This is a genomic window from Paenibacillus sp. XP01 (assembly GCF_057364885.1).
Window position 1 is genome coordinate 1,376,587 of sequence record NZ_CP139481.1, and the last position, 16,394, is coordinate 1,392,980.

Sequence of the window (16,394 nt, forward strand, 5' to 3'; positions counted from 1 at the left end):
GAGGTGGGTCCTCGTGAAAAAAACATTCATTCATACATCCATGCTGTTCCTTGTAACGGCAATGCTGGTGCTGTCCGGTTGCGCGCCGGGAGAAAAGGCTGAAGCCCAAACAGGCGGTGCTGAAACCGGCGGGGCCAAGGTGAAAATCCGGATTGCCGATACGGCAAGCAACCCGACGTTTCGCGTCGGTATCGCCAAAGGATTCTTTGCAGAGCAAGGCATTGACGCTGAGAGCATTACGTTCGGCACACCTGCTGAAGGTGTCAACGCCTTGTTCATCAACCAGGTCGATATTGCATACGGCGCGGACTTTCCCGTATTAAACGCCATATCCAAGGGCGACTACTCCATCATCGCCTCGGCCGGGCAGGCAACGGATCAGGCGGCCGCGGCCTGGAAGCTGTACGTGAACAACGACATCCAATCTGCCGTCGATCTGAAAGGCAAGAAGCTGAGTTTTCTGCGGGGCACGTTCATTCCGTATCTATGGGATGAATATTTGAAGGATAACGGCGTGGCGGTTCAGGACGCCACGCAGGTGGGGCAGGGCTCTTTTGACGAAGCATACATTGCGTTGAAGCAAGGCGATTTGGATGCGTCCTGGGTCATCGGTTCGGCGCTGACCGACAAATTCGATGCACTGGACAACGTGCACCAACTGACGGATATGTCGCAAACGTCGGTGCGGCTGGGCATGGGGCTTGTGGCGAGCGATGCATTCATCGAATCGAACCCTGAAACGATTAGCGGTTTCCTGAAGGCGCTCAGCCAAGCTTCGGAATATGCGCAGGCCCATCCGGATGAAGTGGCCGATTTGCTGTACAAGGAAACCAAGCAGCCGAAGGAAGCAACGCTGAAAGATCTGCCGATCAATCCGTGGGAGGTCGGTTTCACGCAAGCGGCCTATGACAGCCTGGCTGGCCAGAAGCAATACATGGTCGATAACGGCATCATTCAACAGGATTTCGATCTCGGAAGCAAATTGAATCTGGAACCGCTGCGCAGGGCGCTGCCGGACCAGGTCACTTACGGAAAATAGATGAATCGTATATGAAGGAGGGCTTGCACATGTCAACATCGGCGACGGTATCGGCCATTGAGATCGAGCAGCTTCGCAAAAGCTACAACGACGTGGCGGCAGGGGATGTCCATTATATTATCAAAGACGTGAACCTGGTCATTCGGGGAGGAGAGTTCTTTGTCCTGCTTGGACCGAGCGGCTGCGGCAAATCGACGCTGCTTAACATGATCGCAGGGTTTGTTTCGAAATCGGGCGGACAGCTGAAGGTCAATGCGCGGGAGGTCGTCAAACCGGGCAAAGACCGGGCCATGGTGTTCCAGCAGGCGGATTCCTCGCTGTTCCCATGGTTGACCGTCAGGGAGAACGTGGAATTCGGCCTGCGCATGGCACATGTGCCCAAGGGAGATCGCCGGGCGATATCGGATCGGTTCATTGCGATGGTTGGCTTGAGCGGCCACGAATCCAAATTTCCGAGAGAGCTGTCCGGCGGCATGAAACAGCGCGTGCAGCTTGCCCGGGTGCTGGCAAACGATCCGGCCATCCTGTTGATGGATGAACCGTTCGGCGCGCTCGACGCGATGACGCGCCGGACGATGCAGAAGGAACTGGTCAACATTTGGCGGGAAACGAACAAGACGATCATTTTCGTTACCCATGACATTCAGGAAGCGCTGCTGCTCGGCGATCGGATCGGCATTATGTCTGTGGGGCCATCCTCCAACATTACGGATATCTATGACGTGAATTTGCCTTATCCGCGCAATATCGCCTCCGAGGAATTCGGGGCGCTCTATGAGCGGATCGGCAGCCATTTTGGGGAATAGGAGGAAGGATGCCATGAAATGGTTGGAACGCAAATGGGTGACGGTCCCGATATTGTGGTTGGTTGTGCTCGGCATCTGGCAGACGGGGGCGTTGATCTACGGACCGGACGTCATTCCCGGACCGTGGGCCACTGTGCTGGGCGCCAAGGAGTTGATTGCCGACGGCACGTTGGTGCATTACATTGCCATCAGTTTTCAACGCGTGCTGATCGGATGGGTTCTCGGCAGTCTGATTGCCATTCCGATCGGACTGCTCATCGGCCAGGTGCACGTCATTCGCGTGTTCGCAGAGCCGTTCCTGAACTTTATCCGCTTTATTCCGCCGATCGCGTTTATTACGTTGTTCCTGGTCTGGTTCGGCATTGGCGAGCAGTCGAAGATCGCGCTGATCATGTATGCGACCTTTTTTATCGTCATTCTTAATACGTTAACCGGCGTGCTTGCCGTGGAGGAAGACAAAATCCGATCCGCCCGCAGCATGGGCGCTAGTGAGTGGCAGATTTTGCTGCATGTGGTAGTACCGGCCACAACGCCATATATTTTTACCGGAGTAAGGCTCGCCATGGGGACTTCTTACATGGCCATCATCGGGGCGGAGATGATTGCTTCTAATGAAGGTGTCGGTTATCTGATCTGGAATTCGCGTCTCTTTTTCCGCACGGACTGGATCTTCGTTGGTTTGATCTGCCTGGGCTTTATGGGGTTTGCCACCGACAGGCTGTTCAACTGGTTTGGGCGCAGAGCCCTCCGCAGATACGGCGTCGTCAGTTCGCCGGCATGGAAAAGGTAAGCTCCTCCGAGTTTGGCACAAATGATCACATGGGCGACTCGCAGACGACACGGTTTGCGGATCGCTTTTTTTGTGCATTGGCTGTAATCAACGTACCATGGCATGAGTTGTTTGTACGATGGAAGGTGCACGCATGATAGACTGACAGGGTATAATGGAAGGAGATGAGTGTATTTCACAAAATGATGTGAGAAGAGATGACAATCTCAGATAGGTTTTGCTTTTCGAAACCGCTGATGTTGTGTATAATCACTCAAAATAGAGACAGTCGGCTAGGAGTGATCAACATGCAATGGAACGATCTGAGAGAACATAGACAGTATCCCGAGCTTGCGAAACAGGATGGTGCCCGAGCGGCGTATGAACGGGACTATTCCCGCTTGATCCATTCGCCTACCTTTCGCCGTTTGCAGGGTAAATCGCAGGTATTTGGCGCAGGAACGGGCGATTATTACCGGACGCGCCTGACCCATTCGCTGGAAGTGGCGCAGATTGCGCGCGAAGCGGCCCGCAGCCTGTTGCGTCGGTATCCCGAGGTGGATCTGGGACAGGCGGACAGCCCTGGCCTGATCATCGATTCGGAAGTGGTGGAATGTGCGGCGATCGCGCATGATTTCGGACATCCTCCGTTTGGGCATAAAGGGGAGGAAGTGCTGGATGGCATTTTGGATGATCTCATCAACGCCGAGGTCAAACGAATCATGAAGAAAAGCCGTGGCGCCAAATCGCCGCAGCAGGAGCCGGAAATCCGGGCCGAGTTAAAACGCAAGTATGAGCATTTCGAGGGAAATGCACACAATTTCCGGCTGATCATGTTTTTGGAGAAGCGCGAAGATATCGACGGGCTGAACCTGTCCGACGCGGTGCTGCTCGGCATCAACAAGTACCCGTACCCGGGCACGGAAAGCAAGAAGGGCATGTATCACCATGAATGGCAGTACATCCGCGAGGTGCGGAACCGCTGGGATATCCCGGCAGGCAAAAAAACGCTGGAAGCGCAGCTCATGGACTTGTGCGACGACATCGCGTACTCTGCGCATGATTTGGAAGACGGCATCAAGGCCGGCAAAATCGAGGTGCATGAGCACTTTTTGCAAGATCCGCACATCAAAAAGCTGATCGTGGACAAAATTACGACGCTGGAGGATTCGTTCTGGAGCGGCTGGACCCGCGAAGCGATTGCGCAAAAAGTAGATGAGGTGCTGGTGACGTTCCTGCGCGTCTGGAATGAGAAAATGCCTTTCTGCGAGCATGATTATTCGCGCACCCGCCGCGAGGTCAAGGCGTATTGGGTCAGTCTCTTCGTGGGCAGCCTGGGCGTCATCGATGACGGGGATTGGAAGAAAGTAACCTTCGTGCGCGAAGGGACCGAGGATCTCGACATGCTGCGCACGGTGAGTGTGCTGAAAAGCTTTGCCTGGGTAACGATGATTCGCGACCTGCGGGTACAACGGCTGCAGAAACGCAGCGAATGGATGATTAAGCGGCTGTGGGATGCGTTCCTTGATCCCGAAACGTCGAAATCGATCATTCCTTCCGATTGGCTGCAGCGCTATGAGAAGGATCAGGCCAAGGCACAGCCGATCTGGACTTGGGAGCATATGGTGATCGATTACATCGCGGGCATGACGGATGCCTTTGCCGAGAAAATATATAATGAATTGTACGGACTGAAAGTGGGCTCCATTTACGATCTGGACTAATCTGCTGCCAACAGCATGGGAGCAGTCGTATTCTATGGGATTTGCGTAAATGCGAATTTTCTTGGAATTGATTGCGTAAATACGAATGTGTTTGAGTTCGTTGCATAAATGCGAATGTGCTTGAGATCGTTGCACAAATGCGAATGCTAATGTGTTTAAAGTTTAGTATGGGAGGGAGGGAACGATTTGACTATAGACAGATCTGTGGGGGCAGAAAGAAGTACTGGTGCGAGCGTTCGCGAGAAGGCTCGTCTCGGCGTGCTTGACCTGGTGCCGAGGCTGGGCGGAGCGTCGGCAGAAGAGGCGCTGCGCCAGGCCGTCATGTTGGCGCAGCATGCCGAAGCATGGGGGTATTCGCGGTATTGGACGTCGGAGCACCACGATATGGAGGAGCTGGCCTCGGCATCGCCGGAGGTGCTGCTCGCCCATGTCGGGGCGCTGACCAAGAGCATCCGCCTTGGTTCCGGGGCGGTGCTGCTGCCGCATTACAGCCCGCTGAAGGTCGCCGAATCGTTTCGGCTGCTGTCTGCGCTTTACCCTGGACGCGTCGAGCTTGGCCTCGGCCGGGCCCCTGGCGGAGGTCCTCATGCGGCGATGGCGCTAAGCGGCAATTATTTGCAGCACGTATCAAAGCTTCCGGAATCGTTAACCGCCCTGACCCAGCTGCTCGAGGACCGTTATGCTTACGAGGAGCATCCCGTACGGGCAAGACCGATTCCGGGCAAATCGCCATCCTTGTGGATGCTGGGCACGAATATGAAGAGTGCCGAATATGCGGCGCGTTTCGGCATGGGTTACGCCTTTGGCCAATTCATGAGCGATACGGACGGCCTGGAGGCGGTTCGTCGTTATCGGGATGGATTCATCCCTAGTGCCGACCGGACAGAGCCAGAGGTCATGGTTGCCGTTAGCGTGCTGTGTGCCGAGACGGAACAAGAGGCGCTCGATTGGAGCATGGAGATGGAGCGGAAACGTCAATCCCGCGGAGCCGATTCGAAAGCAGTCCCTTCGGCTGATGAAGCTCCCCCTTCCGGAGGACAAGGCCCGAAACGGCATTATGCCGGTACGGCGGATCAGGTATGGACGGAGCTGAAAGGGCTCGCAAGCCGGTTGGGAACCCATCAGCTGCTTGCCGTCACGGGCGGGCCGGATTATGAACGCAGACTGTCTTCCTACCGATTGTTGGCTGAATGCGTGTTTGCTCATTCATGCAAGGCTTAACGATCCATTTTCAGGCAACCGGATTGCCGATTTGTGATACTATTAGAGGAGCTGCAGGACGCGATTTCCCGTGTGCTGCAGCTCTTTAACATGCAGGCATAGATTTAACAAAACCAAGCATGTCTTGCAAAATATCATGTTATAATTTTTTGCGTCTATATATTCATGAAAAAAATATGAATATATGTTTTTTTGCAAGATGACCATAGTAGGGTAAATCAATGACAAAAGGTTCGAAAACGAATTCATGGCCACATCAAACACAAGGGGGAAACCAAATGTTCGGCAGATTCAGGATCAAGAGCATCGGCCTGCGCATCAGCATCGCGTTTTATCTGTTACTCCTCTGTTTAATCGTTCTAAGCGTCACGGTGATTGGCCGCTTGAATTCGATGGAGGCGAATACGAACGATATAACGGACAAATGGATGCCGGCGATCCAGCAGATCAACCATCTGAATTATACGACAGAGCATATCCTGTCGCTCAGCTACCGCCATTTTGATGCACGGGCAGAGGAAAAGAAGTCATTGTCCGAAGAACGGACCACATATATACGCGAAACGGCCCAGACGATCAAAATTTATGATCAGAAGGCGAAAAGCGATGAGGAGCAGCAGCATTGGTCCGATTTCAAAGCCAAATGGGAGGCCTACCTTAAACTGAACGTGCAGGCGATCAAGCTAAGCGATGAAGGACAGACGGAATTGGCGAAGGAAGTATCTGAAAAAGGGGCTGCCTCTTTCGATGATTTGCAGGTGAACCTGAATTACCTGGTGGAGTATAACCGGGAACAATCGGATATCGCTGCGGCGCGAACCATCCGCATCGTGCAGGATGGCAGAATCACCATCATGCTTGGAGTGCTGGCCATGATCCTGATTACCGCCGTGTCCATCCCGATCATTCGCTCGCAGGTCGTCAGACCGCTTCTCCGGGTGATCAGCGCGGTTAAACTGATTGCTGAAGGCCAATTGAATGTGCAGGACGTACATACCAAATACGAGGATGAAGTGGGCGCTTTGGCAAAAGCCGTGAATGTAATGAAAAGCAATCTGACGTCCATGGTCTTGAACGTCAGACGGATCGCGGAGTCGGTCAATCGTCAGAGCATTGATCTTACGGTTGCATCCGAGGAGGTCAAAATCGGCAGCAGGCAAATCGCCGCAACGATGGAAGAGTCGGCCAGGGCGGCCGAAAGCCAGGCGATGACTGCCGTGGAATCGACACGGGCGGTGACGGGGCTGAACAGCCATATTCAACAGCATGCCGAGCAGGGACGACGGCTTCAGGCCATGTCGGATCAGGTGCTTGAGCAAGGTTTGAATGGCCGTATGGTGATGGAGCAATCGGTGCAGCAGATGCGGCTGATCGCCGGTACCGTCTTTGCTTCGATGAGCAAAATGGAACAACTGGATCGAAAAAACGAGGATATTTCCAAGTTGGTCCAGGTCATTCGTGACATTGCCCGCCAAACCAATCTGCTTGCATTGAATGCCTCGATCGAGGCTGCGCGTGCAGGTGAGAGCGGACGAGGGTTCGCGGTTGTGGCAGCAGAGGTGCGCAGCCTGTCCGAAGCCGTTCAAGCCTCGGTGGAGGAGATTACGGCCATTACGGAAGATATTCAACAGGATTCGCAGGGTGTTGTGGCAGAGCTGCGCCTGGGCGTGCAGGAGACGGAACGCGGACAGGAACAGGTTCAGGCGACGGGCGAATTGTTCCGGAACATTAGCGAATCGGTGGAAAGCATGGTCGTTGTGATCGCCAAGATGACGGAAGGCCTGAAGGGCATGCAGGAAGCCAGTGCAAGGATGAACGGGTTCAGTCAACAGATTTCGGCGGTCTCCGAGCAAACGGCAGCGAGCGTGGAGGAAGTATCGGCTTCGGCCGAGGAACAGGTGAGCTCAATGGAGACGATCAGCGGCAATGTTCAGCAATTGAAGGCGTTGTCCGGCGATCTGCTCACTTCCATCGAAAAACTGAAAATATAATCTTCTTATTATAGAAGAAGCATGAAGGACGGATAAACATTGTGAAAGAGAAGCTTGCCGATGGCGGCGCCAATACCCCGTATTTGTATACTTTTGCCTGTCATGAAAACGAGCGTGAAATTTGTGCGCTTGAACTGGAAACGATGCTGCTTTCCGGAGTAGAAATGGATGATTCTGCCCGCTCTTATGTGCGCTCCGCGATTCGCATTGCACCTGGGCGAAGCCCGTTTATCCGGGGCAGGCTGGATATCATCGCCGAAAAGAGAACGGTGTCCGAACTGCAGCCGATCGCTGCAGCAATTCGTCTGGCCGAGGGTGAGACGTTCAAGGTGGTTTGCTTGAAAGAAGGGGACGACATGCCCGATTTCGAGCAAGCGCGTTTGTTGGAAAGGGAAATCGGCATGTGCATTCGCGGAACGGCTAGGATGAAACACCCAAAAATGACTTTTGGCCTAATACAGGCTGGCGGAAAATGGCTCTTCGGTCGATGGACGGAAGCAGACCGGGATTGGTACGATCACCGGCATAAGCCGCAAAATTACTCCACAGGGCTCCCTGTCCATCTCGCCAGGGCGCTTGTCAACATTGCGCTTCCCGAAACGGAAAACCGCCGTTTGCTCGACCCGTGCTGCGGGATGGGCACGGTGATGATTGAAGCTTTATCGATGGGCATCGAAACCGAAGGCAATGATCTGAACCCGCTTGCGGTTCAGGGGGCCCGGGTCAATCTGTCCCATTACGGCTACGATTCGGAACTCGTTGCACTCGGGGACATGAACGACCTCCAGGGAAGATACGATGCGGCGATTCTGGATATGCCGTACAATCTTTGCTCGGTGCTGCCGGATGAGGAACAACGGATGATGCTGACGAGCCTGCGTCGATTGTCGGGACGAGCAGTCATCGTTTCCACCGAAAGGGTGGAACATCGCCTGGAGCAGGCGGGATGGAGGGTGCTGCAGCATCGAACCGTCAGGAAAGGCACGTTTATCCGTCACGTCTGGTTGTGCAGCGAATAACGACCAAATAAAAGAACCTCCGATCCGAAGGCAGGACGCCGCAGCGGATTCGGAGGTTCTTTGTGCTGCCTGATTCAATACTTGTGCTCGTAATCCACCAGATTGCGGTGCAAAGACCCGTCTTCCAGATACGTTTGCAGGTTATCGATAAAAATATCCAATGCCCGGTCGGTGTATAGCTCCGTGCTGCCGGCAATATGCGGCGTGATCAGCACGTTCTCCTTGCTCCACAACGGATGGTCGGCGGGCAGCGGTTCTTCTTCAAAGACGTCCAGTGCCGCGAAAGCCAGTGATCCGTTATCCAATGCGCGAAGAAGGGCGGCGGTGTCCACGCTGGGACCGCGTCCCACGTTGACGAAGCATGCTCCCGGTTTGCAGCGCGCGAACGCGGCATCATTGTATGCATGATGCGTTTCATCGGTAAGCGGCAAAATGTTAATGATGTAGTCGCCCTGTGCCAACGCTTCGTGGAAGCCGGACATATCGTACATCCGATCCACATGGGGAGCGTCCTTGCCTGAACGGCGCACGCCAATGACTTTCATGCCGAGGGCCTTGAGGATTCTCGCGGTTTCCGTTCCGATTTCCCCGACGCCGGCGATGACGGCCGTTTTGCCATTCAATTCGGGCAGCGGCTTGCCTGGGGATGTCCATTCGGCATGCTGTTGATGCAGCATAGCTTGTCTTAACCAACGGCTATGGGAAAGCATCATGCCCAAAATGATTTCGGTGATGGGAACGGCATGTACGCCGTTGGCGCTGGTGACCCGAATGTTCTTTTGTTCCAATTGGGCAAAGGGAAGGCTGTCGACACCCGCGGACCACACCTGAATCCACTTCAACGGACTGTCCTGCGACAAAACGTGTTCAGTGATCAATGGGGACCAGCCGACAATGATCTCGGCTTCCGCCAATTGTTTGGGATCCAGTTCTTTGGCTTTGCCGACAATGAGCGAATAACCAGGTGCAGCATCCGTAATCCGTTGTTTCTGTTCCTTGGATAATGTTGGAAAACATACGATTTTACCCATGATTGCCCTCCTGAATTTGAATGTAGTCTGATTTAATTTTAACAAATTTGAGCAGAATGTGCAGAGAAGGCAGGTATGAAGCCTCATGAATATCGCTCTGTTCTATGTCAATCTGGACGTAGGCGACTTGAAAGAATCTCTTTGAATATGGAATAATAGATCATACTTTAGCGGGGTGGATACAATGAGTAATGATTTACATAATAGTTTTGGTGGTGTTTCCCATGGGAGGGAAAGATTGTTCACAGCGATTCGTTTGCCGTCCAAACTTCAGGAATTTCTTCGGTTGGAGGCGGAATGGGCGCAGACCAGGCTCGATTTTCGCAAATGGACGGATCATAGGGACTACCATATTACCTTGCAATTTTTGGGAGATACGCCTTCTGCCGAAATCGGGAAGTTGAAGAAAGTGCTGAGGGAGGCAAGCTTGGCATTCCAACCGTTTTCCTTGAACATATCCGATTGGGGGACATTCGGGCTTGAACGTGCACCGAAGGTTTTGTGGAAGGGTGTTAGCGGAGACGTGGAGCGATTGCACTCTCTGCAAAAACATATCGTGGAGTCAACGGCCCAACTGGGTTTTCAGGCAGAGCTGAGACCGTATCGCCCGCACATCACGATGGCGCGCAAATTCGTGGGTCAGGTTCCAGAACATACGCAAAATGGCATTTTCGACCTGCTCCCTGGACATTCCTCTCCTGTGAATTCATGGACGGTAGATGGGTTTGTACTTTATGTGACAAGGCTTGGACAAATCCCCATGTACGAGGTCGTGGATACGTTTTCATTTTCCTGTAAATAAGTATTTTTACATAAAATCACATTGACATTACGTTTATCCCTATGTAATATTAGCCAACGTTATTCAATTTCTTTTTTTGAGGTTACTTAGTTTAGGGAATTGCTGCGACAGGAGGAATCTTCGAGATGGATCTTATAAACAAAAATCGTTGGGTAGCACCGATGTTATCTGTGCTGCTTGTGTGCATATTGGGGGTAAATTTAGTTCAGGCATCCGGGAAATGGAATGAGGCGAGTGAAAGCAAACAAATGAGCGAAGTGGCGGCGCCAGGGCCTGACGGACAATCCGTTGCCGCAGGAGATAGGCGAGTGATGGAAGACAGGACCAGTCTGTCCGCAAGCACGTCCCTCCAGTCCGATTGGAAACATGCGACACCTGCGCAAAAATGGTTCACGGCTGCCTTGGACAAGCAGGAGAAAGAGGAAGCCAAGGCCAAACGACAGGTTCAGGCTGCAGCTCAGGCCAAAGCGAAGAAAGAAGCTGCGTTAAAGCTGGCCGGAACGAAAAAGGCCAAAGCGGCTGCTGCAACGACAACTCCCCCCCACAAACTATACTTTACGCGGACCAAACTGCTCAGTCAGGAAGACCGGAAATCAGCCACCTGGTCGTATACTGTGTCCGATAAAGAGCTGTTTCTGCTGCAGAAAATCGTCATGGCAGAAGCGGAAGGCGAACCGTACGAAGGCAAAGTGGCAGTGGCCAACGTTGTCTTGAACCGGCTGCGGTCAGCCAATTTTCCCGATACCATTCACAAGGTTATCTATCAAAAATCCCAATTCAGTCCTGTGGCTAACGGGCGCCTGGATCGCGTAACTCCGAACGAGGAGTGTGTCAGGGCCGTGAATGCCGCGTTGAATGGAACGAAGGAAGTACCGGATAATACGTATTATTTTCTTTCGTTGACGCTGGCGGACGACTTGACGGTCGCCAAATCGCAGAAAAAAGTCAAGACCATCGGAAATCATACTTTTTATAAATAAAGGCCCTTTAATTCTGCAAACAGGCAGGGTAGTTCACTAATCGATGTTTTTTGCAACGATTTTCCCTCGGGAAAAAAGCGAATTTGCAGGGCGTTATTTCGAATATTCACCGTTAAGTATTTCCTTTTTTGCGGTAGTTATTCGGTGATCGTTCATTAAAATGACAAGGTCCCGTCCATGCTGATGGACGAGGACCTTATTTATCTGTACAAATTTATTTCGTGCATATTCTTCTAATGTCCTCTCAGATCGATTCTAAGGGGTCATAGAGAGGTTAATACGGCAAACGGGTACCTGACAAAGATCTGGCTGTAATTCCGGCTGAAACGAGCTCCTTGGGCGCTGATATGAATTCTGCTGCCATCGGGAACAATAAGTCATGAACCGTTTGGGCACAGCACGTCGGATCATAGCTTTGTGTTTTCGGAGAATGAATCGTTTTCTGGCTTGAAGGCTCTGGCGATAACGTGCCTCCCGTGCTTAATTGCCCGAAATAATTCGCGATGACTTCAGGTGAGTGAATGACTTGGCCGTATCCTGCTTGTACGAAATACTCGCAATTCTCCTCTTCCTGTCCGGGAAGGGGCGGCACGAACAGCATGGGCAATTTTTTGGCCATCGCTTCCGTGCAGGTCATGCCGCCAGGCTTCGTGATGAGCACGTCGGACGCATCCATCAGCTTGCTGACTTCCCGGGTGTATCCGATAATGCGGATATTGGGATGCTGGAAGCAAGGCATTTCCTTCATTTTCGCCATCATTTTGGCATTGCTGCCCAGACAGAAGAGCAGCTGGATGCGATCTGCCCAGGATGCAAGCGACTTTAGATGGTCTTCGTCAAAGGAGAGTCCCCATCCTCCGCCCATGAGCAGGGCCGTGGGCATTTGCTCCAGGCCAAGCTCGCGCCGGATCAGCGTTTTGTCGCCCTGCTCCCAAAAATCGGGATGCACGGGAATGCCTGTGACCCGAATGCGGGCCGGATCAACGCCGCGAATTTCAAGCAGTGCTTTGACCTGAGAGGTAGGGACCAGAAAATGGTTTACTTCAGGCGTAATCCAGGTACCATGGGCATCGTAATCCGTGACAAGCGTATACAGCGGAATGTTGAGCCCCTGGCGCTTGAGCCGGGAAATGACCGCATTCGGGAAAGGATGGGTACAGATCACGGCATCCGGCTTCAATTGGGAAATGACCTGGGCCGTCTGCGTATAAAAAATGCGGTGCAAAGCAAGCCTGGTGAAGCCGTTCAGCGATTTATTATATTGTGTCCGGTAAAGCAGGCTGACCAGCTTGGGCTGGACGGACAACGTCTTGCGGTATGCCGAGAAGATCAGCGGAGCCATCGTAGGGTTAAGAAACTTTCCGAGTTCGATGACGCGGCTATGAACCTGGGGGTTGAGTTGTTTGATGCCGCTCGCAAGTGCATGGGCGGCTTGAGTGTGACCGGTGCCGAAACCTTCCGATAGCAAGAGTACTCTTGGTTTTCGCATGAGTTCACCTTTATTCATAAGTTTTCATATATAACGATTATCGCTGTGCCTAAGGCTTGTTACTACATGGATATACAGTGGAATGATGAATGATGTTCATTCATTAATGTTTACACGTTTTTACGATTCTGATACCACTAGACTTCATGTCTGCCCGTGTTGAGTATGACACCATAACTATAGACGACGACAGGAACGGTTTCCACTGCATTTCGGTTAAAAAAAATTAACACAAATTTGGGATGTTAGTCTTGCAATCTGTTCAATATGGTGGTATTGTAACTTTTGACCGAATGACTAAATTGTATTTTTGGTCATTCATAAGTGGAATAACATGCAAAGGAGGGGGAGAGATGGCTCCGATCGACCGGAGACAACAGGTGATACAGGCGGCTGCGCAGTCGTTTTCCATGTTCGGCTATAAGGCAACCACGATGGATCAGGTGGCGAAGATCGCTAATGTCGGCAAAGGGACGATCTACACTTTTTTCACGAATAAAGAGCAGTTGTTCGACCAGATTCTGGTGGAAGTGATCCAGGAAATGAAGAACATTGCCCACAGGGAGGTCCACCGGGAGAGCACGTTTTTTGATAATTTGTTTCGGGTGCTGGACTCGTTGCTGGAATTCCGACGCGATCATGAGCTGCTTGTGAAGCTTTCCCAGGAGTTGAAGGATTTCGGGACGCTGCAGGCCAAGGACGGCTTGGAAAAAGTAGAGAAGGTCATTTCCGACTTTTTGGCCAGTCACTTGGAGAAGGCGAAGGAGCGCGGGGAAATCAAGGACTGCGATCCCAACATCGTGTCTTTTATGATGATCCGCTTGTACATTGCGCTGACCTCGGATTGGAACAAACAGCATGAACCTCTTGGCAAAGAGGAAATCAAGAATCATTTTCGCCTTTTTTTAATGGAAGGAATTGCTGCAGCAACGTAAACCATACTTGTTCTATAATAGTAGAATGACGTTTGAGGAGCATGATCCATGCATAGGTTGCGGCAGTGAGGCTTGTCGGGAGACAGGTTGTTTTTTTGCTCTGGATTGACCGTTTGGGGAAAGTGGTCATTCCGTATTTCTGAAAATTTCATAATAAGTCCTGCTCCATGAGCAGAGAGAAGTAAGGGGAGAAACCAATTGAAATCATTATCCGTGTTTTTCAAGGATGTGGGATCGGCCGTGAGAAACCCGAAGGTGTTGATCCCCGTCATTGCTGTCATGTTTATTCCTATTTTGTATAGCGGTATCTACCTTGCCGCATACTGGGACCCATACGGTAAAGTGGATCAGATGCCGGTTGCGGTGGTCAATCTCGACAAAGGAGCTGAGCTTGAAGGCAAATCCCTTCATATCGGCAACGATCTGATCGACGAGCTCAAAAAGAACGATGACTTCAAGTGGGACTTTGTATCCGCGGAGCAAGCCAAAAAAGGCATTCAGGATGACAAGTACTACATGCAGATCACGATTCCGCAAAATTTCTCGTCCCAGGCGACAACGCTGCTGGACGACAAACCGCAGCCTGCGGAGTTGATCTACGAGCCGAACGGCAATTACAGCTTCGTCGGTGCGCAGATCGGCAAAACGGCCATCAAGGACCTGAAATCGAAGGTGTCCGCCAAAGTGACCGAGGCCTATGCGGAGACGCTGCTCGACAAGTTCTCCGAAGTATCGGACGGATTGGCTGATGCAGGCGAAGGCGCAGGCAAGCTGACGGACGGTGCTGGCGAACTGGACGACGGCGCAGTGAAGCTCAAGGATAATTTGGCGAAGCTGGCCGACGGGACATTGGAACTCCAAAAAGGATTGTCTCCGCTGAGCGATGGCGTCAGTGCGCTGCATACCGGCGCAAGTAAGCTCGAAACAGGAACGGCGAGCCTGGTGTCCGGATTGAATCAACTTCACACAGCGGCCCAAACGCAGCTGCAAAGCGGTGCGGACCAGTTGAAAGAAGGCAGCGACAAGCTGGCTGCAGGACTTAAGTCCTCCCTGGATGGAACGAGCAAGCTGCAAACCGGGCTCCAATCGTCCGAACAGGGAAGCGCCCAGTTGTCCGAAGGGCTGCAAAGCGCAGTGGAGGGCAGCAGCAAGCTGTCAAACGGACTGCAGTCTGCGGTGGACGGCAGCGAAAAGGTGGCCGGCGGAGCGAAAAGCGTTGCCGACGGCTTGAAGCAGCTTGCAGCGTCGAATCCGGAACTGGCCGCAAGCGAGGATGTGCAGAAGCTGCTGGCTGCAAGTGAGGCCGTAGCCGACGGCAGCGCGCAGCTGCACGAGAGCGAGCAGCAGCTGGCCGCAGGGGCAGCGCAATTGCATGAGGGCAACCAGAAGCTTGCCGCAGGAGCTGCCCAATTGCATGACGGCCAGAAACAATTGCTTGCCGGTGCAGACCAACTGGTAAACGGTCAGCAGCAGCTGCTGACAGGAGCCGGTCAACTTAGCCAAGGCGGCGCGAAGTTGTCCGACGGGCTGAAACAATTCACCGCCAAGCTGGGCGAAGCCGCGAGCGGCGGCACGCAGCTGGCGGACGGTGCCAAACAGCTGGGTACAGGCACAAGCGCGCTGCAAACGGGTGTGAGCAAGCTCAGCAACGGTGTCAGCACGCTGACCGATGGATCGAAACAGCTCGGCGATGGTGCAGGCAAGCTGTCAAACGGCTTGTCCGAACTGAAGGACGGTTCTAGCGAGCTTGCCACCAAACTGAATGACGCTGCCGACAAAACGTCGGAAGTGAAGAAAACGGATGATGTGGTTAGCATGTTCGCCGAACCGGTGAACTCTTCGGAGAACGAAGCCGAAGGGGTATCCAACTATGGTACCGGACTGACGCCGTTCTTCCTGTCGATCGGGTTGTTCGTTGGATCGCTCATTTCCACGATCATTCTAAAAATGCGTGACACGTCCGTGCCGAACGCATCCGGTTGGAGCCGGTTTGTCAGCCGCACACTTGTCTTTGGTGGCATGAGCGTGTTCCAGTCGGTCATTGTGGCCAGCTTTATGCTCTATGGTCTCGGTCTGGAAACGCACAGCGTGCCGCTGTTCTACCTGTTCACGATCATTACGGGCCTGACCTTCATGTTTATCGTGCAGGCGCTCGTAACCTGGCTCGACCTGCCTGGGCGTTACGTGGTCATCCTGCTGCTGGTATTCCAGTTGGCGGCAAGCGCCGGAACATTCCCGGTGGAATTGATTCCAGGCTGGCTGCAATCGTTCAGCCCTTGGCTGCCGATGACGCATAGCATCATGGGCTTCAAAGCCGTCGTTTCCAGCGGCAACTTTGACGTGATGTGGCATCAGGCCGGAATACTCGCCATCTATGCGGGTGCATCGGTGCTGCTCACATTGGGCTTCTTCCTTTGGAACGGCAAACGTCGCACGAAAAAAGCGGCAGAAGCAGCGGAATCGGGTCAAGTCGTGACGGCATAATATTGAAGTGAACCGGAGTTTGGAACCGGCATTTGGTGGTTCGTTCGAAACCGGGATGTGAAAGTGGTTGAAAAACGATCAATTCACTATCAAAATTATGCAAT

13 protein-coding genes are annotated in these 16,394 nt (G+C 52.7%); 11 read left to right on the forward strand and 2 right to left on the reverse strand.

The window, feature by feature from the left end; all coding sequences use genetic code 11:
* Positions 1 to 13: 13 nt before the first annotated feature.
* The 7 genes from SNR34_RS06215 (at position 14) to SNR34_RS06245 (ending at position 8,569) form a co-directional block, all read left to right on the forward strand.
* Positions 14 to 1,039 carry an ABC transporter substrate-binding protein gene (locus tag SNR34_RS06215; protein WP_486181444.1) on the forward strand — a complete coding sequence of 342 codons (1,026 nt, stop codon included), beginning with the start codon at positions 14 to 16 and terminating at the stop codon, positions 1,037 to 1,039.
* Between the two features lie 29 nt (positions 1,040 to 1,068).
* Entirely contained in the window at positions 1,069 to 1,845 is a 777-nt protein-coding gene (locus SNR34_RS06220; RefSeq protein ID WP_343262345.1) for an ABC transporter ATP-binding protein, read from the forward strand.
* Between the two features lie 13 nt (positions 1,846 to 1,858).
* On the forward strand, positions 1,859 to 2,635 hold the full coding sequence (locus SNR34_RS06225; protein WP_236415265.1) for an ABC transporter permease: 777 nt from the start codon (positions 1,859 to 1,861) through the stop codon (positions 2,633 to 2,635).
* Positions 2,636 to 2,922: 287 nt separating this feature from the next.
* Positions 2,923 to 4,338: a deoxyguanosinetriphosphate triphosphohydrolase family protein gene (locus SNR34_RS06230; RefSeq protein ID WP_236415263.1), complete on the forward strand. Its 1,416-nt coding sequence runs from the start codon at positions 2,923 to 2,925 to the stop codon at positions 4,336 to 4,338.
* Between the two features lie 192 nt (positions 4,339 to 4,530).
* Positions 4,531 to 5,559: an MsnO8 family LLM class oxidoreductase gene (locus tag SNR34_RS06235; RefSeq protein ID WP_236415402.1), complete on the forward strand. Its 1,029-nt coding sequence runs from the start codon at positions 4,531 to 4,533 to the stop codon at positions 5,557 to 5,559.
* 278 nt (positions 5,560 to 5,837) lie between these two features.
* Entirely contained in the window at positions 5,838 to 7,550 is a 1,713-nt protein-coding gene (locus tag SNR34_RS06240; RefSeq protein ID WP_339276563.1) for a methyl-accepting chemotaxis protein, read from the forward strand.
* Between the two features lie 38 nt (positions 7,551 to 7,588).
* The gene (locus SNR34_RS06245; protein WP_486182412.1) at positions 7,589 to 8,569 is read left to right on the forward strand and encodes an RsmD family RNA methyltransferase; all 981 of its coding nucleotides are present in this window, start codon (positions 7,589 to 7,591) and stop codon (positions 8,567 to 8,569) included.
* Positions 8,570 to 8,643: 74 nt separating this feature from the next.
* Here the strand turns inward: SNR34_RS06245 and SNR34_RS06250 are convergent, their stop codons facing one another.
* Complete coding sequence (locus SNR34_RS06250; RefSeq protein WP_236415258.1) at positions 8,644 to 9,600, reverse strand: D-2-hydroxyacid dehydrogenase; 957 nt, start codon at positions 9,598 to 9,600, stop codon at positions 8,644 to 8,646.
* Between the two features lie 238 nt (positions 9,601 to 9,838).
* On the opposite strand from SNR34_RS06250, the gene thpR reads away from it, so the two are divergent.
* Positions 9,839 to 10,402 carry an RNA 2',3'-cyclic phosphodiesterase gene (gene thpR / locus SNR34_RS06255; protein WP_236415256.1) on the forward strand — a complete coding sequence of 188 codons (564 nt, stop codon included), beginning with the start codon at positions 9,839 to 9,841 and terminating at the stop codon, positions 10,400 to 10,402.
* Positions 10,403 to 10,527: 125 nt separating this feature from the next.
* A complete protein-coding gene (locus SNR34_RS06260; protein WP_236415254.1) occupies positions 10,528 to 11,382 on the forward strand; it encodes a cell wall hydrolase in 855 nt (284 codons plus the stop codon).
* A gap of 274 nt (positions 11,383 to 11,656) precedes the next feature.
* Here the strand turns inward: SNR34_RS06260 and SNR34_RS06265 are convergent, their stop codons facing one another.
* Positions 11,657 to 12,871 (reverse strand): MGDG synthase family glycosyltransferase, encoded by a 1,215-nt coding sequence (locus SNR34_RS06265; RefSeq protein ID WP_236415252.1) that lies wholly within the window; start codon positions 12,869 to 12,871, stop codon positions 11,657 to 11,659.
* Between the two features lie 353 nt (positions 12,872 to 13,224).
* Here SNR34_RS06265 and SNR34_RS06270 point away from each other — a divergent pair, with 353 nt between their 5' ends.
* Both SNR34_RS06270 and SNR34_RS06275 read left to right on the forward strand, forming a co-directional pair.
* Positions 13,225 to 13,806, forward strand: a complete 582-nt coding sequence (locus tag SNR34_RS06270; RefSeq protein WP_236415250.1) for a TetR/AcrR family transcriptional regulator — start codon at positions 13,225 to 13,227, stop codon at positions 13,804 to 13,806.
* A 198-nt stretch (positions 13,807 to 14,004) separates the two neighbouring features.
* On the forward strand, positions 14,005 to 16,290 hold the full coding sequence (locus SNR34_RS06275) for a YhgE/Pip domain-containing protein (RefSeq protein ID WP_236415248.1): 2,286 nt from the start codon (positions 14,005 to 14,007) through the stop codon (positions 16,288 to 16,290).
* The last annotated feature ends 104 nt before the right edge of the window (positions 16,291 to 16,394 follow it).

Coding starts and splice junctions, on each gene's coding strand:
- SNR34_RS06220 (WP_343262345.1), top strand. CDS start 1,069: ATGTCAACATCGGCGACGGTATCGGCCATTGAGATCGAGCAGCTTCGC.
- SNR34_RS06225 (WP_236415265.1), top strand. CDS start 1,859: ATGAAATGGTTGGAACGCAAATGGGTGACGGTCCCGATATTGTGGTTG.
- SNR34_RS06230 (WP_236415263.1), top strand. CDS start 2,923: ATGCAATGGAACGATCTGAGAGAACATAGACAGTATCCCGAGCTTGCG.
- SNR34_RS06240 (WP_339276563.1), top strand. CDS start 5,838: ATGTTCGGCAGATTCAGGATCAAGAGCATCGGCCTGCGCATCAGCATC.
- SNR34_RS06250 (WP_236415258.1), bottom strand. CDS start 9,600: ATGGGTAAAATCGTATGTTTTCCAACATTATCCAAGGAACAGAAACAA.
- SNR34_RS06260 (WP_236415254.1), top strand. CDS start 10,528: ATGGATCTTATAAACAAAAATCGTTGGGTAGCACCGATGTTATCTGTG.
- SNR34_RS06265 (WP_236415252.1), bottom strand. CDS start 12,871: ATGCGAAAACCAAGAGTACTCTTGCTATCGGAAGGTTTCGGCACCGGT.
- SNR34_RS06270 (WP_236415250.1), top strand. CDS start 13,225: ATGGCTCCGATCGACCGGAGACAACAGGTGATACAGGCGGCTGCGCAG.